At 51.8% G+C, this 20,114-nt stretch carries 15 protein-coding genes; 9 read left to right on the top strand and 6 right to left on the bottom strand.

What is annotated here, in order from left to right:
* Positions 1 to 35: 35 nt before the first annotated feature.
* The 3 genes from B4W65_RS07520 to B4W65_RS07510 form a co-directional block, all read right to left on the bottom strand.
* Positions 36 to 1,541: an RICIN domain-containing protein gene (locus B4W65_RS07520; protein WP_088654531.1), complete on the bottom strand. Its 1,506-nt coding sequence runs from the start codon at positions 1,539 to 1,541 to the stop codon at positions 36 to 38.
* Positions 1,542 to 1,801: 260 nt separating this feature from the next.
* On the bottom strand, positions 1,802 to 2,749 hold the full coding sequence (locus tag B4W65_RS07515) for a phosphoribosylaminoimidazolesuccinocarboxamide synthase (protein ID WP_088654530.1): 948 nt from the start codon (positions 2,747 to 2,749) through the stop codon (positions 1,802 to 1,804).
* A gap of 27 nt (positions 2,750 to 2,776) precedes the next feature.
* A complete protein-coding gene (locus B4W65_RS07510; RefSeq protein ID WP_088654529.1) occupies positions 2,777 to 3,718 on the bottom strand; it encodes a PhoH family protein in 942 nt (313 codons plus the stop codon).
* A 75-nt stretch (positions 3,719 to 3,793) separates the two neighbouring features.
* Between B4W65_RS07510 and mazG the strand changes: the two genes are divergently transcribed.
* The 3 genes from mazG to B4W65_RS07495 all read left to right on the top strand — a co-directional run bounded on the left by mazG (position 3,794) and on the right by B4W65_RS07495 (position 10,232).
* On the top strand, positions 3,794 to 4,573 hold the full coding sequence (gene mazG, locus B4W65_RS07505; RefSeq protein ID WP_088654528.1) for a nucleoside triphosphate pyrophosphohydrolase: 780 nt from the start codon (positions 3,794 to 3,796) through the stop codon (positions 4,571 to 4,573).
* A 59-nt stretch (positions 4,574 to 4,632) separates the two neighbouring features.
* Positions 4,633 to 6,873, top strand: coding sequence for an amino acid permease (locus tag B4W65_RS07500; RefSeq protein ID WP_088654527.1), 2,241 nt, complete (start codon positions 4,633 to 4,635; stop codon positions 6,871 to 6,873).
* Between the two features lie 89 nt (positions 6,874 to 6,962).
* Entirely contained in the window at positions 6,963 to 10,232 is a 3,270-nt protein-coding gene (locus B4W65_RS07495; RefSeq protein ID WP_088654526.1) for a S41 family peptidase, read from the top strand.
* A 135-nt stretch (positions 10,233 to 10,367) separates the two neighbouring features.
* On the opposite strand, the gene B4W65_RS07490 is transcribed toward B4W65_RS07495, so the two are convergent.
* Positions 10,368 to 11,597 carry an SGNH/GDSL hydrolase family protein gene (locus tag B4W65_RS07490; RefSeq protein ID WP_088654525.1) on the bottom strand — a complete coding sequence of 410 codons (1,230 nt, stop codon included), beginning with the start codon at positions 11,595 to 11,597 and terminating at the stop codon, positions 10,368 to 10,370.
* Positions 11,598 to 11,609: 12 nt separating this feature from the next.
* The gene (locus B4W65_RS07485) at positions 11,610 to 12,824 is read right to left on the bottom strand and encodes an OmpP1/FadL family transporter (protein WP_088654524.1); all 1,215 of its coding nucleotides are present in this window, start codon (positions 12,822 to 12,824) and stop codon (positions 11,610 to 11,612) included.
* Positions 12,825 to 13,041: 217 nt separating this feature from the next.
* Between B4W65_RS07485 and B4W65_RS07480 the strand changes: the two genes are divergently transcribed.
* From B4W65_RS07480 to B4W65_RS07460, 5 genes are all read left to right on the top strand, one after another.
* Positions 13,042 to 14,571: a DUF4301 family protein gene (locus tag B4W65_RS07480; protein ID WP_088654523.1), complete on the top strand. Its 1,530-nt coding sequence runs from the start codon at positions 13,042 to 13,044 to the stop codon at positions 14,569 to 14,571.
* An 82-nt stretch (positions 14,572 to 14,653) separates the two neighbouring features.
* Entirely contained in the window at positions 14,654 to 16,081 is a 1,428-nt protein-coding gene (locus tag B4W65_RS07475; RefSeq protein ID WP_088654522.1) for a tetratricopeptide repeat protein, read from the top strand.
* Positions 16,071 to 16,835: a phosphosulfolactate synthase gene (locus B4W65_RS07470; RefSeq protein WP_240509512.1), complete on the top strand. Its 765-nt coding sequence runs from the start codon at positions 16,071 to 16,073 to the stop codon at positions 16,833 to 16,835. The genes B4W65_RS07475 and B4W65_RS07470 overlap by 11 nt, the downstream gene beginning before the upstream one ends.
* Before the next feature lie 9 nt (positions 16,836 to 16,844).
* A complete protein-coding gene (locus B4W65_RS07465) occupies positions 16,845 to 17,744 on the top strand; it encodes a DUF368 domain-containing protein (protein ID WP_088654520.1) in 900 nt (299 codons plus the stop codon).
* A gap of 12 nt (positions 17,745 to 17,756) precedes the next feature.
* A complete protein-coding gene (locus B4W65_RS07460) occupies positions 17,757 to 18,500 on the top strand; it encodes a shikimate dehydrogenase family protein (RefSeq protein WP_088654519.1) in 744 nt (247 codons plus the stop codon).
* A gap of 33 nt (positions 18,501 to 18,533) precedes the next feature.
* Here B4W65_RS07460 and truA read toward each other — a convergent pair whose 3' ends face one another.
* Entirely contained in the window at positions 18,534 to 19,295 is a 762-nt protein-coding gene (truA, locus tag B4W65_RS07455; protein WP_088654518.1) for a tRNA pseudouridine(38-40) synthase TruA, read from the bottom strand.
* Between the two features lie 61 nt (positions 19,296 to 19,356).
* Here truA and B4W65_RS07450 point away from each other — a divergent pair, with 61 nt between their 5' ends.
* Entirely contained in the window at positions 19,357 to 20,112 is a 756-nt protein-coding gene (locus tag B4W65_RS07450) for a protein-L-isoaspartate(D-aspartate) O-methyltransferase (protein ID WP_449404136.1), read from the top strand.
* Positions 20,113 to 20,114 lie beyond the last annotated feature (2 nt).

The raw sequence follows: 20,114 nt of genomic DNA, 5'->3' as shown, positions 1-20,114 counted from the left end.
TAACTTCCGGGGCCTTTCCTTTCTCTGCTGAACCCTTACTTTTTCACAAACACGGCACGCTTAAGCAATCCCTCAGCTTCCAAGGTTATAACATAAGTTCCCGGAGCCAGGTCACCCACATTCGCCTCAAGATTTAATCCTCCTTGCTCAAAGCGACCTTTATTCAGGGCTTTCATTAGCTGACCCTGCAGATTATAAATCTGTAAAACAAGCTCTGAAGTGGAGGGAAGCATAATCTTTAACCTCAGAGCATCACCAGTCACCGGATTGGGAGAGACTTGCAGATCATCAGAAGTAGCGCTCACTTCCAACAGAAGTTCTTCGCTCAGGCTGGCCGACTTTAAGTCGCCCAGCCGGGTCATAATAAAACGTTGGTTGGCCCCACCGTTACAAGCCCACTGGATGATGTTGGCCCCATTCTGTGTAGACGCACCGGAAACATCGAGACAACGCCCGCTGTTTCGGGGCTTGATGACGTACCCATTGCCATTGGCCACCAATTCAAATTGCTGGTTATTGCCTCCCCAGTACGACCAGGAAGCCACATTGGCACCATTCTCAGTCGATTGCCCCGCAATATCCATAGATTGAGCCGGAGCATTTACCGGACGAATACTGTAATAGCCCCCACCCAAGTCATTCACGTTCCAACGCTGATTGGGACCACCCCAATACGACCAGGTGGCCACATTGGTACCGTTTTCAGTTCCATGATTGGCCATTTCAACAGCCTGGTTGCTGGCGTGAGCGGGAGAAATCCGGTATTCTCCCGAAGCAATGCCCGGCTTACGTTTCCATACCCGAACCCAATCACACTCAAAATAACAGGGAAATTGAGCGCCTGCAGGAGGTGCGCCTGCCCAACCGCCTACCGCCAGGTTTATCAGAATATACTGATTAACGGCCTGAGCCACCTCTGGTCGATTGTTGTAGCTGGCCACAAGCTGACCATCAAAATAGAAATGCATGTAGTTGGTGTCCCATTCTACACCATAGGTGTGAAAACCGGCCGATTTATCTACTCCGGTATGGGTGCCACCGAACGACTGTTCCTGGTCCCAGCTGGGACCGTAGTGATAATAATAATGATGCACATTTCTGGCATGGGGAATTTCCAGTATGTCAATTTCCGGCGGCCATCCGTCCCCCAGGGTCCAAAATGCTGGCCAAGTACCCAGGGTTGCCGGGGCTTTAAAACGCCCTTCAATAAAGCCGGCAGACACATGAAATTTGCCACTGGTGCTTACTACCCCTGAGGTCCAGTTATAGCCCTCGGGCGATGCGGGATGCTTTTCGCTCACTGCTTTGATGCGCAGCAAGCCGTTCTCCACGGTAACATTTTCAGGAATGCAATACGCCTCGTGGTTGTGCGTAGTTCCATCGCCCCAGGGGTAGCCTTTCGACCACTTGGAAGCATCCAGGGCAGAACCTGTAAATTGATCTTCGAATACCAGTTCCCAGGAACCGGATGCGCCGGCGGGTTGTGCCTTTAAAACAAAGGGACAAGCGGCCAGAAGCAGCAAAAATGAAATTTTTCTCATCAGTAAAAGATTAAAGGTTAAGTCTTTATTCACTTGCAAGTGAGACTGTAATGCTGCAATATTAGTCAACTCACTCTCCCTGAGCTGTAATAAATATTAAAAATTGTAACACATACTTAAAACATACTGATAAAAATTCGGCGCAAAAAAGCCGCTGAAAAACAAATCCTCAACGGCTTAAATATCAAAACAATCAGTAAAAACACGCAAAAAGCCCCGAAAAATAACTTCCGGGGCCTTTCTTAAAATCGATGGTGCTTCTATAAATTATTCAAATAGCTCACCACATTCTTTTCGATACGGGCTTGAACATCGGCCGCGGAAGCCTTTTCAAAAGCCTCGCCGGTAATCTTCTCGTACAATTCAATGTAACGTTCCGAAACCGAAGTTACAAAGGCGGCATCCATTTCCGGAATGCTTTGCCCCTCCTTACCCTGGAAACCGTTTTCGATCAGCCACTGACGCACAAACTCCTTACTCAGCTGGCGTTGCTGCTCTCCCTTATCGAGCCGCTCCTGGTAGCCTTCCTTGTAAAAATAGCGCGACGAATCGGGCGTATGTATTTCGTCAATCAGATAAATTTTACCGTCCTTTTTACCAAACTCGTACTTGGTATCTACCAAAATAAGGCCCATTTCCTCAGCCATTTCGGTACCGCGCGCAAAGAGGGCACGGGTATATTCTTCAAGTTGCAGGTAGTCGGCCTCCGACACCAGTCCCGAAGCAATAATCTCCTCACGGGAAATGTCCTCATCGTGTCCCTGATCGGCCTTGGTGGTGGGCGTAATCATGGGCTCGGCAAAACGCTGATTTTCTACCATGCCATCGGGCATGGGCACGCCGCAGAGGCTGCGCTTGCCCGACTTGTACTCGCGCCAGGCGTGACCGGTCAGGTAGCCACGGATCACCATCTCCACCTTAAAAGGTTCACAAAAGTGTCCCACGGTAACCATCGGATCGGGCGTGGCCAGCTTCCAGTTGGGCACAATATCGGCCGTTGCATCCAAAAATTTGGCGGCAATCTGGTTCAACACCTGTCCCTTGTAAGGAATGCCCTTGGGCAGCACCACATCAAAAGCCGAAATCCGGTCCGACACAATCATCACCAGATAGTCGTCGTTGATGTTGTAAACATCGCGTACCTTTCCCTCATACAAAGCTTTTTGCCCCGGAAACTGGTAGCTGGTCTTTACAATAGCGTTCTCCATGTTATGATATTTGTTGTTAATTGTTGGCTATTCCTTATCGTAGGCCTCCACAATGTCCTGCACCAAACGGTGCCGCACAATGTCCTTCACCCCAAACTTAATCCGCTCAATGCCCTTAATTCCCTTTAATATGCGCATGGCCTGCACCAGACCCGAAGTCTGCGGATTGGGCAAGTCAATCTGCGTAACATCGCCCGTAACCACAAACTTGGCATGATCGCCCATCCGCGTCAAAAACATCTTCAACTGATTGGTGGTGGTATTCTGCGCCTCATCCAAAATCACAAAAGCATTGTTGAGCGTACGGCCCCGCATAAAGGCCAGGGGCGCAATTTGTATGGTACCGTTTTCCATATACTCCTTCAGCTTGACGGCGGGAATCATATCCATCAGCGCATCATAAAGCGGCTGCAAATAAGGATCGATTTTCTCCTTCATATCTCCCGGCAAAAAGCCCAGCTTTTCGCCGGCCTCCACAGCGGGTCGACTTAAAATAATGCGCTTCACCGTTTTCCGTTTCAAGGCCCGCACCGCCAAAGCAATCGCCGTGTAAGTCTTTCCACTACCGGCCGGTCCCACCGCAAACAACAAATCGTTCTCGTCGTAAGCCTGCACCATTTTGCGCTGGTTCTCGGTCCGCCCTTTAATGGGCTTCCCGTTGACCCCGAACAAAATCAGATCGCCGTCCTCACGGGGCGTGCCATCGGCCTGTACCCCACTGCCCATCAGTATCTCAATAACCGACGACTCCTTTAAGACATTGTATTGGTGATAATGTTCAATCAGCTGGTTGATTTTTTCTTCAAATACGGCGATTTCTTCGGCATCGCCCATGGCCTTTAGCCAATTGCCGCGCGCCACAATCTTAAGTTTTGGAAAATGCGCCTTAATAATGTCGAGTTTCACATTACGCACCCCCAAAAACTCCATCAAGTCAATCGTTTCAAGATATATGAGTTTTTCTATCATAAACAGCAGGTAATTCCTATTTTTGTGCGTACAAATTAACGACAAATTTTGCAGAATAAAGGAAAAACACCCGCTATGCAGGCAAAAAAAGAGACTTTTGAACGGCTTCTGAACATCCTCGACGAGTTGCGCGAAAAATGCCCCTGGGACCGCGAGCAGACCAACGAATCGCTGCGCACCCATACCATTGAAGAAACCTACGAACTGGCCGAGGCGCTGCTTAAGAAGGACGACCAGGCCATCAGTAAGGAGCTGGGCGACTTGCTGCTGCATGTGGTGTTTTACGCCAAAATCGGAGAAGAAAAAGGCGCCTTCGACATCGGCACCGTGATGCAACAACTCATCGATAAGCTCATTTACCGCCATCCCCACATTTTTGGCGAAGTGGAAGTGAATAATTCCGCCGAAGTGGAACAAAACTGGGAACAGCTCAAACTGAAGGAAAAAGACGGCAACAAAACGGTGCTCTCCGGTGTGCCCGCCTCACTGCCGGCCCTGGTCAAAGCCAACCGCATTCAGGAAAAAGTGCGCAATGTGGGTTTCGACTGGGAAAAACGCGAGCAGGTTTGGGAAAAACTGCAGGAGGAAATAGCTGAAGTGCAGGCCGAAATCGAAGCCAAAAATGCCGACGCCCTCGAAGCCGAATTTGGTGACCTGTTTTTCTCTCTGGTCAACACCGCCCGGCTTTACGGCATCAATCCCGAGAACGCCCTGGAGCGCACCAATCAAAAGTTCACCCGCCGCTTCAACTACCTCGAAGCCCAAACCATACAGAAAGGGCGCTCCCTCAAGGACATGCGGCTGTCCGAGATGGACCAGATTTGGGAGGAAGCCAAAAAAGCCCTGAAGGAGTAGGTCCATTGTTTGAGGATTAAAAGGCGTTTGCTTATTTTAGCACAAACTAATGTTTGTGTATGAAAAACAGGACCGCTTCCTCATCCAAAGCCCTGGGCTTTGGAACCGCTCCGGTATTTTTTACCGCCATCTCCACCATTCTGGGAGCCATCCTTTTCCTGCGCTTTGGCTTTGCCGTCGGCACCCTGGGCTTTTGGGGCGCCATATTGATTGTACTCATTGGCCACCTTATTACCCTGCCAACCGCCCTGGCCATCAGCGAACTGGCCACCAATACCCGCGTGGAAGGCGGCGGCGAGTACTTCATCATCAGTCGCTCCTTCGGACTCAAAATCGGCAGCACCATAGGCATTGCCCTCTACTTTTCCCAGGCCATCAGCGTAGCCTTTTACGTCATAGCCTTTACCGAAGCCTTTGAACCCCTGTTCACCTGGTGGCAAAGCCATTTTGATTTTGAACTGCCCCGCCAGGCCATCAGTCTCCCGGCCTTGGGCATTCTGGCCTGGATCATTTTACGCAAAGGAGCCGGATTGGGCGTTAAGGCCCTCTATTTTGTCGTCGCCCTTCTCTTCATCGCCATCATCCTCTTTTTTGCCGGCAGCCCCATTCAAACCGAAGAAGCCCTGCGCCAACCCGGCAACAATTTTGGCTTTTTCAACCGCGAACAGTTTTTCATGGTTTTTGCCATCTGCTTTCCGGCCTTTACCGGAATGACGGCGGGGGTGGGACTGAGCGGCGACTTGAAAAATCCGGGAAAATCCATTCCGCTGGGCACTCTGGCGGCCACCGTAGCCGGCATGCTCATATATTTCGTGCTCATTTGGAAGTTTTCCGTCTCCGCCTCCCAGGCCGACTTGCTGGAGCACCAGCTGGTGATGTCGAAGATTGCCATTGGCGGTTTGCTCATCATCCCTTTGGGTCTGGCCGCCTCCACCATCTCTTCCGCCCTGGGCTCCGTATTGGTTGCCCCACGTACCCTGCAGGCCCTGGCCAGCGATAAAAGCATCCCCTTTCGCAAATTCAACTACCTCATGGCCAAAGGCAAGGGCAAATCGCGCGAGCCCTTCAACGCCTCCCTGCTCACCTTTGCCATCGCCTTTTTATTTGTCGCCCTGGGTAACGTAAACGTCGTTGCGGAAATCATCTCCATGTTTTTCCTCATCACCTACGGCACCCTCTGTCTCATTTCCTTTCTCAACCACTTTGGTTCGCCCCCGTCCTACCGCCCCAAATTCAAATCGCGCTGGTACTTTTCCCTCGCCGGCTTCCTCCTGTCGGTCTGGGTCATGTTCATGATCAATCCCCTCTACACCATATTGGCCTACCTGGTCATTGTGGTGCTGTATCTGGTCATTGAGCACTACAACAAAGACCAAAAGGGACTGGTCAACATCTTTAAAGGCGCCCTGTTCCAGCTCAACCGCAAAATTCAGGTGTACATGCAAAAGCACCAAAGCGATTTAGAGACGGAAGAATGGCGCCCGGCTGCCGTATGCATCTCGCCCCATTCCTTTGAGCGCGAAAAAGTGCTTGATTTGATGAACTGGATCTCGTACCAACACGGTTTTGGCACCTACTTCCATTTTATAGAAGGCTATTACAGCAAGCAGACCTACAGCGCCTCGCGCGACATTCTTAAGGAACTGGTCGATTTACAAAAAGAAGAAGACAACGCCCTCTACATCGACACCATGATTTCCCCATCCTACACCTCGGCCATAGCCCAGGTGATTCAGGCGCCCTCCATTTCGGGGATGGAAAACAACATGGTGGTATTTGAGTACGACCAGGAGCAACCTGAGGAGATCAACCGCATCATCGACAACATTAAGCTGACCAAGGCCGGCAACTTCGACGTTTGCATTTTTGCCGGCTCAAGCAGCATCATGCGTTATCACAACGGCATACACATTTGGATACGCTCTACCGACCTGATCAATACCAACCTGATGATTTTGCTCGGCTACATCATACTGGCCCACCCCGACTGGCATAAGAGTCACCTCAAAATTTTCAGCATTTGCGCCCCCGGCAAAAACGAGCAAACCCGCGAAGAGCTTGAAGAACTCATTGCCAGCGGTCGCCTGCCCATTACCCTCACCAACATCGAAATCATCACCTCCGAGGGCAACCAGAGCGTACCCGAAATCATCAGAACGCACTCCAAAAACGCCGCCCTTACCATCATGGGCTTCCGCGATGAAAAAATCAAGGAAAAAGGCGAGGAGTTTTTCTGCAGCTTCAAGGATTTGGGCGACATCCTGTTTGTAAACGCCGCCCAATCCAAAGAAATCAAATAATTCAACCTTTTCGGTCGAATTGCGTTTCTCTTTTTAGTCGTATGCCTTCCCTGGCCCAAACAGGAGCAACAACATAAATTGAGAACCATATGTACAGAAAATTATTGACCTTATTGGCAGCCGCCGCCTTTATGGGCATGGCCCGTGGCGAAGAAGCCCGCCTGCTGCGCTTTCCGGCGGTAGGCGAAAATCAAATCGCCTTCAGTTATGCCGGCAACCTCTACAGCGTGCCGCTGACGGGCGGCACCGCCCGTCAGCTGACCTCGCACGGGGGACAGGAAATCTTTCCCCGCTTTTCGTCCGACGGCAGCCAGCTGGCATTTACCGCCCAGTACGACGGCAATACCGAAGTGTACCTGATGCCTGCTGAAGGAGGTATTCCGCAACGCCTCACCCACACCGCCACCCTGGGGCGCGACGACCTGTCGGACCGTATGGGACCCAACAACATTGTTATGGGCTGGAGTCCCGACGGACAAATTGTGTACCGCTCGCGCCAACACAGCTTCAACTCCTTTAAAGGCCAACTCTTTAAAGTGCCCGCAGAAGGCGGCCTGTCGGCCCAAATCGAAGTGCCCGAAGGGGGCTTTCTGTCCTTTTCGCCCGACGGCAAAAAAATGGCCTACAACCGCGTATTTCGCGAGTTTCGTACCTGGAAGTACTACCAGGGCGGCATGGCCGACGACCTTTGGGTGCACGACTTTGAGACCAAAGAGACTGTGCGCATTACCGAGCATCCGGCTCAGGACCTGATGCCCATGTGGATAGGCGACGAAATCTTCTTTATTTCGGACCGCGACCGTACCATGAACCTCTTTGTGTACAATACCCAAACCCGGGAGACCGAGAAAGTGACCCACTTTGAGGATTACGACATCAAATTTCCCTCGCACAATCAAAGTCACATCGTGTTTGAAAAAGGCGGTTGGATTTACACCCTCGAGGCCCAAAGCCGCGAGGTACAAAAAGTGTCCGTGCAAATTCATAACGACCAGAACTTTGCACGCAGCCAACGCGTAGATGCCACCCAGCGCATCACCGGCATCGACCTCTCCCCCCAGGGTGAGCGCGCCCTCTTTTCGGCCCGTGGCGAAGTATTTTCAGTGCCTACCGAAAAAGGCATCACCTACAACCTCAGCCGCAGCTCCGGCATTCACGAGCGCGACGCCGCCTGGAGTCCCGATGGCAGCAAAGTAGCCTGGCTCAGCGATAAAAGCGGTGAATACGAAATATGGATCAGCGATGTTTTTGGAGAAGAACTGCCCCGCCAGCTCACCAGTGGTGCCGACACCTACAAATTCAACCTCAGCTGGAGTCCTGATGGGCAATGGCTCGCATGGAACGACCAGCACTTCGGGCTCTACCTCGCCAACAGCGAAAGCGGACAAAGTCGCAAAATAGCCCAGAGCAAGCTCACCCCCCTGAGCGATTTCAGCTGGAGTCCCGACAGCCGCTGGCTCACTTATACCGACTATGGCGACAACCGCATGGGCGTTATTCATGTGCTGAACATCGAAAGCGGCGAAAGCTTCCCCATAACCGATCCCTGGCACCATTCCTACAGCCCCTCCTTTTCGCGCGACGGCCTTTACCTCATATTTGCTTCCGATCGGACCTTTAATCCCATCTATGGAGAAACCGAGTGGAACCACGCCTATGTAAACATGGGTAAAATCTATCTGGTGTTGTTAAGCGAAGACACCCCCTCGCCCTTTGCTCCTGAAAATCAACTTGTAGCACAGGTGAGTAAAGATAAGGAAAAGGACAAGGACAAGGACAAGGATAAGGGAAAAGCCGACCAGAAAGACAAGGACCAGGCTGGTGACAGTCTCCCAACGGTGAGCATCAATTACACGGGGATTGCCCACCGTATTCTGGAAGTCCCCGTTGAACCCGGCTCCTTCTACAACCTCAATGTGATCGACAACAAGCTTTATTACAACCGCCGCATTCAAGGCAAGGAAGAGCAAAGTGGACTCACCATGTTCGACCTCAAGGAGCAAAAAGAGACCTTCCTGGGCGACTACCACTACACCCTTTCTGCCAAAGGCAATAAAATGCTGGTCGGTAAAGACCAGAAATGGGCCGTTATGGACCTGCCTTCGAGCAGCGTTCAAATCGACAAACCCATGGATTTGAGCAGCATGCAGGTGCAGGTAGCTTATGCCGAGGAATGGCAGCAAATCTACGACGAGGCCTGGCGACAAATGCGCGACTTCTTTTATGTGGACAATATGCATGGGGTCGACTGGCAGGGTATTTACGAAAAATACCAGCAATTGGTACCCCACGTGCAACACCGGGCCGACCTCAACTACATCATTGGTGAAATGATTGGCGAGCTCAATGCGGGTCACGCCTACGTGAATCCCGGCGACCAGCCCGGCACCCAACGCATTCCCACCGGTCTGCTCGGCGCCCGTCTCAGTGCCCACGAAAGCGGCTTTTTCCGCATCGACAAAGTACTGGAAGGCGCCCCCTGGAGTCCCACCCTGCAAGCCCCCCTCAACCAGCCGGGCCTTAAGGTACGCGAAGGCGAGTACCTGATCGCCGTAAACCGTGTGCCCGTCAACAGCGTGGCCGACCCCTACGAACTGCTCATCGGCACCGCAGGCAAAACCGTTGAGCTCACCATCAATGACCGTCCCACCACCCAGGGAGCCCGTCAGATACTGGTCACCCCGATAGCCGACGAGAGCAGCCTCTATTATTTTGAATGGGTACAAAACAACATGCGCAAAGTAGAAGAGGCCAGCGGCGGCCAAATCGGCTATTTGCACATCCCCGATATGGGTCCGGGGGGACTCAACGAATTTGTAAAATATTTCTACCCTCAGCTGAACAAAAAGGCACTGATTATCGACGACCGCGGCAACGGGGGCGGCAACGTATCGCCCATGATTCTCGAACGCCTCAGTCGCACCCCCTACCGCGTTAACATGCGCCGCAACTCCGATCAGGTTTCCACCATTCCCGCCCAAACCCTGGTGGGACCCAAAGTGGCTCTGATCGATAAGTATTCGGCATCGGACGGCGATCTCTTTGCCTTCGGTTTCAGGGAACTGGGCCTCGGAAAACTCATTGGCACCAAAACCTGGGGCGGCATCGTAGGCATTACCGGTCCCCTCCCCTTTATCGACGGCACTGACCTGCGCGTACCCCAGTTTACCTCCCTTTCGATGGAAGGCGAATGGATGATAGAAGGAGAAGGTGTGGCACCCGATATCGAAGTGGAGAACGACCCCTACAAGGAGTTTATGGGCGAGGACCAGCAGCTGAACAAGGCCATTGAGGTACTACTTGAAGAATTAAAAGAACGCAAAGACCTGCCGGGCATTCCTGCCCCGCCGGTTAAATAAGCAAGGAAGCATGCCCCAAACAGTAGGGGATAACAGCAGTGCTTCCTGCCAGACAAAGCACTTTCATTAAATAAAAAAGGAGCCCTGCGGCTCCTTTTTTTATGCGAAAACAAAGTTTATTCAAAAACAAAATCCTTAGGGGAAAACATTGCCCCGGTAATCGTTCACATTAACCAGGGGAATAGCAGCCTGGTATTTTGCATTAATGGCACGGATAAACTCATTGGCAATGATGGCGTAGCCCCGGGGCGTCGCATGAATCCCATCGAGCGAGAGCACCTGTCCCGAAATAAAAGTGCTGGAGTAGTTGTTGCCATCCACCACCATTCCGGTTTTTAGACGCTCCATCATTCCATGCATATCCACCAAAGCCAGATTGTGCTCCGCGGCAGCCTCAGCAATCGCTTCGTTGTAAGCGGCAATGGCTGTAGAAATCGCTTCCAGTTCGTCCCGACTCAGAAAGTATTGGGCAGGCAGGGGCTTTTCCAGCGTGCCATAACCAGCGCCCAGCAACTGCAAGGCAGGCAGCAAGACCTTCTCACCCGAAAGAAGAACCCTTAATCCAGCTTCTTCAGCAGGATCCTCCACCGCAATGGCTGTAGGCAACTGTGTGCCCACAAAACTGAAGTAAGGCAGGGCCTCAATAGAGGGAATGTTGGCTATGACGCCGGGGCGCCCTTCAGCAGCCAGTGCTTCCATTAGTAAGTTAATGTAAGCAGCGAATTCCTGCGGAGGCGTTATATCTTCGCTCCCACCGGCAATGGCAGAAGTCAATACATCGTTGCCCCCAATCCACAGACTGAAGAAAGTCGGTTGAGCACGCAAAGCATCACTCAAAACGGAAGACTGACCAGGGTTGCTGGCAAAACGTACAAAATAGGGATTGCCCACTTCTGGCGTGCTGAAAAGTGGCGTCAATAAATGACTCGCCTTAGCTCCCGGTACCGCCATATTGTTAAAAGGTCCCTGGTCGCCCACAATATCGCCAAAAACTTCCATGTCGCCCACCGTAGGTACCGGCGTCAACTGCTGATTCACCACCTGTAATTGAAAATAACCATTCAGGGTGCCCTGCTCATCAATGGCAGTACCCCCAATACTCTTGCCCTCGGGCATCAGCGGCTGCGTAAAGGCACCGCCACCCGCCAGAGCAAACTGCTGCGCCAAAATGGCCGGGAGCGACTCTACCTGGGTTTCCCTACCCAGTGCCCCATCCACATAACCTGCCGAATAGCTGTCGCCCAATGCTACGTACGACGACAAATCCAGCGAACCGGAGGAAGCTTCAAACTCATCTACTGAAATTTCGCATTGCCAAAAACCCAGGGCCAATAACAATGCAGCGGATATCTTAAACATCTTCATAATTCCAAACTTTTAAAATGCATAGTTTAAACCAATACTCAACAGCACTGCGTTGGTATTGTAGGTCCCATAATAATTGGCCGGGTCAAAACCGCCGCTGCGCTCCTCGGCCCAGATAAACTGGAAAGCAGCGTCCACCGACAGCTTAGACGAAGGCCTGAGGGTAAGTCCCGAAGTTACATTGGGCTTATTGGCACCCGGTGTTTCAGGGGTAAGCAAACCATCGGGAATGGGCGTGGGATCGTAAGCAAAACCCAGACGGGCAGTCAACAAATCACTGACCAGGTACTCCGCACCGACACGACCAATGGTCGTGTTTTCGTAGTTGCGCACGTTATAGGAATCGGGCACTTCGTCGGCCTCAAACTCAAAATTCAAGTCCTTGTACGACGACCACAGCACGTGCTGCACATCGGCCGCCAACAGGAGGCGCTCGTTGACCTGCCAGCCTGCCCCAAAGGTAATGCTGCCGGGCATGGGCATGGCTGCACTAAAAGTAGTATTCGGAAACTGACCCCGCAGCGAGGCAGGTACCGAAAACTTCGCCTCGCCCTCGTCCATTTCCATATTAACGGTAGAGCGGTAGCTTAAACCCAGACTCAGCGCTTCGCTGGCCTGAAAATAGATGCCTGCATTGGCTCCAAACGAAGTGGTTTTACCACTCAGTTCCACCTGTCCGTCTCCTTCGCCACCCTGCACCGGCAAAGCCTTGTTAAGCAGCACATCGCCATAGGCAAATACCAGACCGGCCCCCACACTCCACTTTTCGTTGAGTCGGAACGATACGGTAGGCTGCACAAAAATGGCTTTTAAGGCAATGTCCTGAATCAGGAAACGACCATCCCAATCGTCGCCCCATACCAGCGAGTTACCAAAGGGCGTAGTTACGGAAAGGCCTCCTACCAGACGCTCGTTGAAACGCTTGGCGCCATAAAGATAAAAAGGCGTAGAAACGGGATTATCACTCTCGAACACATAATCCGAACCCGCCTTTTGAAAGGTATTGTTTGAAAAAATAGCCGTTCCACCGCCCGAAAACTCGGTATCTGCAGTCATAAACGACAAGGCACCCGGATTAAAGTGAAGGGAGGCAGCGCCCAGATTTAAACCCGTTCCGGTGTGTCCCATTCCGTTTTGACGCGCACTCTGCAGGTTAACCTGATAACCTTCGGCGCGCATTGTACCGGCCATTAGGGCCAGCACAGAAATAATGAATAGACTTCTCATGTACTTACAGATTGATTTTGAAAGAGCGCGAAAATAAGTCAAAATTTCAGCACCGACAAACATACAAGACCCTAATTTACAAACCATTAAACCATTCACCTCTATTGGTCGAATAGTCGCCACAGGGCTGTTGGCACCCCTCTTCGATTAAATAAGCGGGAAGCCCCATTTTTAGGTGGATATTTGTATCTTTACAGAAATACAAAAGCAGTACATCATGATGACAAAAAAAGACCTGCACCTTTTGGAGCAAAAAGGCCTGTCGGAGGCCAGCGTTAAGGAACAAATCGAACGCTTTGTGAGCGGTTTTAAACCGCTGGAGGTCTTGCGCCCCGCCACACCGGGTGATGGCATCCTGCAACTGACTCCCGAAAACCTGAAAAAGAGCACAGACACTTATAAAAAGGCGAAGGAAGAAGGACTTCGCTTGTCGAAATTTGTACCTGCTTCGGGCGCTGCCACCCGCATGTTTAAGGACCTATACCAGTATTTGGAAGAACCGGTTCCACTTAAGGGACTCCCTTATGAGCATCCCGTTGTTCGCTTCTGCGAACAACTGCCACGCTTTGCCTTCTTCCCGCTGCTGGTCGAAAAGCTGCGAGAGCACAACCTCAATAATGTACACGTGCGCAAATCGCGCGCTGCCGCCATCATCTCCGCCCTTCTTTCCGAAGAAGGCCTCAATTATGGCTTTTTACCCAAGGGACTGGTACATTTTCACGCTTACCCCGATGCCCTGCGCACCGCTATGGAAGAGCATCTGGTGGAGGGCAGCCTTTTTGCCCTGGGCAGCGACGGACTGGTCAACATTCATTTTACCATCAGTCCCGAACACGAAGAACTGTTTAAAAAGCAACTTTACGAACACGGACCCGAAATTGAAAACCAGTTTGAATCGGGCCTGAATGTCGCTTTCAGCTTTCAAAAGTCCCATACCGACACCCTTGCCGTAGCACCCGACAACAGTCCCTTCCGCGACGAGAAGGGCCAGCTGCTTTTCCGCCCCGGCGGACACGGTGCCCTCATCGAAAATCTGAACGAGCAGGACAGCGAAATCATTTTCATCAAAAACATCGACAATGTGGTTCCCCTGCATCTGCTGCCCACCACCATCGACTATAAAATGGCACTGGGAGGCCTCCTGCTTGACTTGCGCCAGGAAGTATTTGGCTACCTGCAGGCCCTCGAGGCGGGCGGTGGTCCCGCCCTCATCGAAACCATAAGCAAATTTATTCGCGAACGCTTTTTTGCCGAACTGCCGCAAAGCTTTATTCAAAGCAGTCACGAAGCCCAGGCGGCCTACCTGCAGCACTACCTGAACCGCCCCATGCGTGTATGCGGTATGGTGCGCAACGAAGGCGAGCCCGGAGGCGGTCCTTTTTGGATACGCGAGGACTCCGGTCAGGAAAGTCTCCAGATTTTGGAAAGCTCGCAGATCGACACCAACGACCCGCATCAGGCGGCCCAATTGCAGGCAGCCACCCACTTTAATCCGGTCGACCTGGTTGCTTCGGTTTACGATTACAAAGGGAAAAAATTCGACCTCAGTCGTTTTACCGATCCCGAAACCGGCTTTATATCGAAAAAGACCTACAACGGAAAAGATTTGAAGGCACTGGAGTTGCCGGGTTTATGGAACGGAGCCATGGCCAATTGGCTGACCCTCTTTGTGGAAGTACCCATCGAGACCTTCAACCCCGTTAAAACCGTCAACGACCTCCTTAGGCCTCAGCATCAGCCTGAATAAAAGCCCCTTACAGTATTGCAGGCAAAGTCGAGGAAAACTCATTGTTTATGCGTATTTTTGTGGGTTAAAAAGTTGATTTTTTATGCAGGAATCCTGGCAGACCAATTATAACGACATCAAGGAAGAAATCGAAAGATTTGAGGAGATGGAGAACGGCGGTAAAAGCTGTTACTTTGATGTTCATACCCTCGAAGGCATCTTTGATTTTTACGCCGACAAATTTCAGTTCGATAAAGCAGAAAGAGTGATTCGTCTGGGCATACGTCAGCACCCAGATGCCACTTCGCTGCAAGCCAAGCACGCCATAGTACTTATTGAAAAAGGGGAAGATCAGGCGGCCCTCCGCCTGATGGAGCGCCTGACCAGTCTGGAACAATCCAACCCCGAAGTCTTTTTGAATCTGGGTTTGGTTTATCTGCGCAGCAGACGTACGGCAGAGGGCATACGCGCCTTTGGCAAAGCCCTGGAACTGACCTTTGAAGAACGGGAGGAAACCCTGCTCGACATTGCCGTTTACCTCAATCAGTACGACCAGTTTGCCGCCTGTATTGAAGTGCTGAGTGCCGCGGAGAACGACTATCCCGATAACGATGCCCTCTTGTTTGAATTGGCCTTTGCCTATGACAAGCTGAACCGTGTGGAAGAAGGGATGGAAACCTATCAGAAGCTGCTCGACATCGACCCCTTTTCGGAGAACGCCTGGTACAACCTGGGAATTCTCTACATCAAAAAAGAAGATTACAACAGTGCCATAGATTGTTACGACTATACCCTGGCCATTAATCCTTCGCATGCCGAAGCCCTGTTCAACAAGGCCAACTCCCTGGTCAACCTCAATCAACCTGCCGAAGCCATAGAACTGTACATCGAGTACATTTCCTTTGGTTACGACCAGCTCCTGCCTTTGTATTACATTGCCGACTGTTACGACCAAATGGGGCAACGCGACATGGCGCTGCGCTTTTACCGGCATACCATTGAGACCGATCCCTTCTATTTTCCGGCCTGGCTCAACTACCTGGCCCATTTAATCAACAACAATCTGGTTGACGAAGCCCTCGAAGCCTCCCAGGAGGCACTTGAATACCATAAGGATGTAGGCGAATTGTATTACTTACGGGCCAGGGTCCTGCTGTTGGCCGGAGATTTTAAGAAAGCACTTCCTGCCCTGGAATTTTGTGTGAAAGAAGACCCGGGCAACCTGCGCAACCTTTACGAGCTGTTTCAGGTGCAGCGCACCCTTTACCCCCGGCGAAAACCTTTAAAAATGCTGCAGACCTGGTTGCAGCGCTACCCCAACTCCGAAGCGGTGCACTACCTGTTGGCGGCCTACTTTCTGTTGGAAGAGCGCAGCCTGAAAACTGCGGCCCTGCACCTGGAACAGGCGCTGGCCGAAAACCCCGGTGATCTTGATTTGCTGCTTGATTTTTACCCCGAACTGGAGAAGATGATTCAGAAAAGCAAGAAACTGAGTCAGCTCCTCGAAATGCATACCAATTATGAATTTTGACTTAGCCTTTTTACCCCCGCGCAGCCAGAAGCCTCGCGAGAGCGGACTTACACTGATGACCGATCGGGGACTGAGTGTACGCGAAGCAGAGAATTTTTGTGAGGGCAGTGCGCCCTACACCGATTTTGTAAAAATGGCCTTCGGAACGAGTCTGCTCATCCCCTCCCTCGAAGCCAAACTCAATATTTACCACGAAGCCGGTATCCGCCCCTATTTTGGCGGCACCCTTTTCGAAGTGTTTGTCCGCCGCAATGCCCTCGACAGCTACCGCAGCTATCTCGATCGCTTTGGCATCGAATACCTCGAAATATCGGACAGTGTTATTGAGCTGTCGCGCCAACAAAAATGCGAGGAAATCAAAAGATTTGCCCAAGATTTTGAAGTCATCAGCGAAACCACCAATCAGCTGCGCGACCGCCATCTGAGTTTCGACGAGTACCTCGATTACATGCAAGAGGAGCTCGAAGCCGGCGCACGCTACGTGTTGGTGAAAGAAAGTCACCAAATGCCCCTTTACGGTCGCGATGGTTTGGCCTTTTACCTCAACTGTGGCGACGGCAAGGGCCGCATCGATCTCTCCAAAGTATTGTGGGATGCGCCCGCCCGGGAACAGCAAATTGAACTCATCAACGGATTGGGCAACGAAGTCAACCTGAGCAACATTGCTTTTGATGCCGTACTGGCTCTGGAAAGTAAACGCCTGGGTCTGCACAGCTCCACCTTGCTTCGTCTTATTCCGGAAGTCAACCATTAGAACACACTTATGCTCAAACAAAATTTAAGTCTGCTCCTGAAAGGTATGGCCATGGGCGCCGCCAATGTAATTCCCGGCGTTTCGGGGGGGACCATTGCGCTGATTACCGGCATCTTTGAGAGACTCATCAACGCCATAAAGCGCTTAAACGGCACTGCGGTCCGCCTGTTTTTTACCGGACAATGGCGGGCCTTTGCTGCCCACATCGACCTCACCTTTTTGCTGCTGGTCTTTGCCGGTATTGGTCTGGCCATCCTTTCCCTGGCCAAACTGCTCGACTACCTTTTTGTGCATTATCCCACCCTGGTATGGGCCTTCTTTTTTGGCCTGGTACTGGCCTCGGTGTACTTTGTTGGCAAAACAGTTAAAAAATGGCACAGCGCTTCGGTCCTCTCCCTTTTGGTCGGCGCCATCCTGGCCGGCTCCATCAGTGTATTGTCCCCCGCCTCTGAAAATTCCGAGACCTGGTACCTGCTGATTTGCGGGGTGGTGGCCATGTGCAGCATGATACTGCCGGGACTCAGCGGTTCCTTTGTTTTGGTTTTGCTGGGCAACTATCAACTGGTCATGATACAGGCTGTCAGCCAGTTTCAATTAGACATTCTGCTGCCGGTGGGTGCCGGTGCGGTGCTCGGACTCCTGGCTTTTTCGCACCTGCTGTCGTGGCTCTTGAAGCGCTTTCCCGACTCTACCATTGCCCTGCTTACCGGCTTTATTCTGGGTTCGCTGGGCGTACTATGGCCCTGGAAAAATGCCCTCACCGAACAGTTTGGCGATAAAATCAAGGTGGTGGGCTACGATTACTTTTTGCCCGAAGCAAACTTCGAATTTGCGCTGGCCCTGCTCTTGTTTGTCGCAGGCATTGCCCTCATTTGGCTCACCGAAAAATCGGCCCAACACAAATCTTAAAATCAAAGCATTATGCGTACTTTCGGTCTCATTGGCTATCCCCTCACCCATTCCTTTTCGCAGAAATACTTCAGCAAAAAATTTGAAGACGAAGGCATCGACGCACGTTACCTGAACTTTCCGCTCAACAACATCGGCGAACTTAAGGGACTGCTGGAACAGCATCCCTACCTGGCGGGACTCAATGTTACCATTCCCTATAAGGAGCAGGTGCTGCCCTTTTTGGATGAACTGGATACCGAAGCCGGCCATATTGGTGCCGTTAACGTCATTAAAATCACCTGGAACCAGGGCAAGGCCCATTTGAAAGGCTACAACAGCGACGTTAAAGGCTTCAGCGAAAGTCTGGCCCCCTTACTGAAGGACCACCACCGCAAGGCACTGATTTTAGGCACCGGTGGCGCTTCCAAAGCCGTAGCCCACGGTCTGCTCAAAGCCGGCATACTCTACCGCTTTGTCAGTCGCAGTCCCAAAGGTCCCGCCCAGGTCAGCTACGAGGCCCTCAGCCCCGAAATTTTGTCGGAATACAAGGTCATTGTCAACACCTCCCCCTTGGGCATGTCGCCCAACACCGATCAGTGCCCCCATTTACCCTACGAGGCATTGGGTGCCGATCATTTGTGCTACGATTTGATTTACAACCCCGAAACCACCCTGTTTTTGCAGAAGGCCGCCGAGCAGGGTGCCGTCATTAAAAACGGACTGGACATGCTGCACCTGCAGGCCGAAGCGGCCTGGCGCATCTGGAACAGCTGATGCTGCCCACCTTTTTCCTGCCGGTCTTCGGTGCTACGACACACTGCGCTTAAATACCGCCTCGGGATAGCGTACATCTACCAGATACAGGCCCTCGGCGGGTGCCGAGGTGCCAGCGGCACCGCGGTCGCACGCTGTTATAATGGCTGCAAAATCTTCCACACGCAATTTTCCGCGCCCTACATCCAACAGGGTGCCCACAAGGGCACGCACCATATTGCGCAAAAAGCGATCGGCTTCAATATGAAAGACCAGCAGGGTGCCGCGCTCTTCCCAATAGGCTTCCTGCACCTTACAAATATTGGTCTTGTTGTTGCCCCCCAACTTGCTGAAACTGGTAAAATCGCTGCATTGCGGCAACAAGGCAGCGGCTTCGTTCATGCGCTGAACATGCACGGAAAAACGCAGGCGCGTGGCCAGTAGTTGACTAAATGGGTCCTTTACGGTGCTGGCATGGTATTCGTAGCGACGAGCTACCGCATCGAAACGACTGTGTGCATCGGGTGGCACTTCGCTGGCCGAATATACGACGATGTCGCGGGGCAGAAAACGATTTAGTTTTTGGACCAGTTTTTGCATGGACATGAAAGGCCGGTCCCAATCAAAATGGGCCACCATGTAACGCGCATGTACTCCGGCGTCGGTACGTCCCGCGCCGGTAACCGCTACCTCCTGCTGCAGCAGGGTACTTAATCCTTCCTCCAAAACCTGTTGAACCGAAACGCCATTGGGTTGACGCTGCCAGCCGTGAAAGTTTGTACCCAAATAGGCGAGTTCTAAAAAATGTCGTGCCATGCCAGTTATTTACCGGCAAAGATAAAAATTTTGTACCTTCATCAAATCAAACAGAAACCGCATGAACATGCTGAACCAAAAACCTGAACTTAAAAGCCCTACCCGCTGCTTATGCAGCCTGGTGTTGCTGCTGCTTCTGCTTACGATTACCGGCCTTACTACAAATATGAAAGCACAAAACTGGGTACAAATGCGTGAAAAGATGGTGAGCGAGCAAATGCGCGGCCGCGATATCCGCTCGGCCAGCGTGCTCAATGCCATGCGTGAAGTACCCCGCCACCACTTTGTTCCCGAACAATACCAGCAACTGGCTTACGACGACCGCCCCCTGCCCATTGGTTGGGAGCAAACCATTTCGCAGCCCTACATGGTGGCTTTTATGACCGAGCAATTACAGCTAAAGCCCGGAATGAAGATACTGGAAATAGGTACGGGCTCTGGTTATCAGGCTGCTGTATTGGCCCATTTGGGCTGTTTGGTGTACAGCATTGAGGTCATTCCCGAGCTGGCCGACAAGGCCCGACAGGTTTTACAGCAACTCAACTACAACAATGTGGAGGTGCTCACCGGCAACGGCTACCTGGGCTGGGAAGAACATGCGCCCTACGACGCCATTATTGTAACCGCTGCCCCGGAAGAAATTCCCCAGGTGCTCATCGACCAATTGAAAGAAGGCGGCACCATGGTCATCCCCATTGGCGGCGTTAACGAATTGCAGTACCTGAAAATGGTCTATAAGCAAAACGGCCAAATCAGCAGCCAGTCCCTCATGCCTGTTCGATTTGTGCCCATGGTTGACGAGCCCTCAGCCGAGTAAGT

Source organism: Geofilum rhodophaeum (genome assembly GCF_002210225.1).
Taxonomy (GTDB): domain Bacteria; phylum Bacteroidota; class Bacteroidia; order Bacteroidales; family Marinilabiliaceae; genus Geofilum; species Geofilum rhodophaeum.
This window is presented reverse-complemented; position numbering and strand designations above follow the sequence as displayed.

Bases quoted from the DNA above. Each gene is read 5' to 3' on its own strand.
- B4W65_RS07450 (WP_449404136.1), top strand. From the start codon at position 19,357: ATGAACATGCTGAACCAAAAACCTGAACTTAAAAGCCCTACCCGCTGC.
- B4W65_RS07495 (WP_088654526.1), top strand. From the start codon at position 6,963: ATGTACAGAAAATTATTGACCTTATTGGCAGCCGCCGCCTTTATGGGC.
- B4W65_RS07475 (WP_088654522.1), top strand. From the start codon at position 14,654: ATGCAGGAATCCTGGCAGACCAATTATAACGACATCAAGGAAGAAATC.
- B4W65_RS07520 (WP_088654531.1), bottom strand. From the start codon at position 1,541: ATGAGAAAAATTTCATTTTTGCTGCTTCTGGCCGCTTGTCCCTTTGTT.
- B4W65_RS07490 (WP_088654525.1), bottom strand. From the start codon at position 11,597: ATGAAGATGTTTAAGATATCCGCTGCATTGTTATTGGCCCTGGGTTTT.
- truA (WP_088654518.1), bottom strand. From the start codon at position 19,295: ATGGCACGACATTTTTTAGAACTCGCCTATTTGGGTACAAACTTTCAC.
- B4W65_RS07460 (WP_088654519.1), top strand. From the start codon at position 17,757: ATGCGTACTTTCGGTCTCATTGGCTATCCCCTCACCCATTCCTTTTCG.
- B4W65_RS07480 (WP_088654523.1), top strand. From the start codon at position 13,042: ATGATGACAAAAAAAGACCTGCACCTTTTGGAGCAAAAAGGCCTGTCG.
- B4W65_RS07470 (WP_240509512.1), top strand. From the start codon at position 16,071: ATGAATTTTGACTTAGCCTTTTTACCCCCGCGCAGCCAGAAGCCTCGC.
- B4W65_RS07515 (WP_088654530.1), bottom strand. From the start codon at position 2,749: ATGGAGAACGCTATTGTAAAGACCAGCTACCAGTTTCCGGGGCAAAAA.
- B4W65_RS07485 (WP_088654524.1), bottom strand. From the start codon at position 12,824: ATGAGAAGTCTATTCATTATTTCTGTGCTGGCCCTAATGGCCGGTACA.
- B4W65_RS07500 (WP_088654527.1), top strand. From the start codon at position 4,633: ATGAAAAACAGGACCGCTTCCTCATCCAAAGCCCTGGGCTTTGGAACC.
- mazG (WP_088654528.1), top strand. From the start codon at position 3,794: ATGCAGGCAAAAAAAGAGACTTTTGAACGGCTTCTGAACATCCTCGAC.
- B4W65_RS07510 (WP_088654529.1), bottom strand. From the start codon at position 3,718: ATGATAGAAAAACTCATATATCTTGAAACGATTGACTTGATGGAGTTT.
- B4W65_RS07465 (WP_088654520.1), top strand. From the start codon at position 16,845: ATGCTCAAACAAAATTTAAGTCTGCTCCTGAAAGGTATGGCCATGGGC.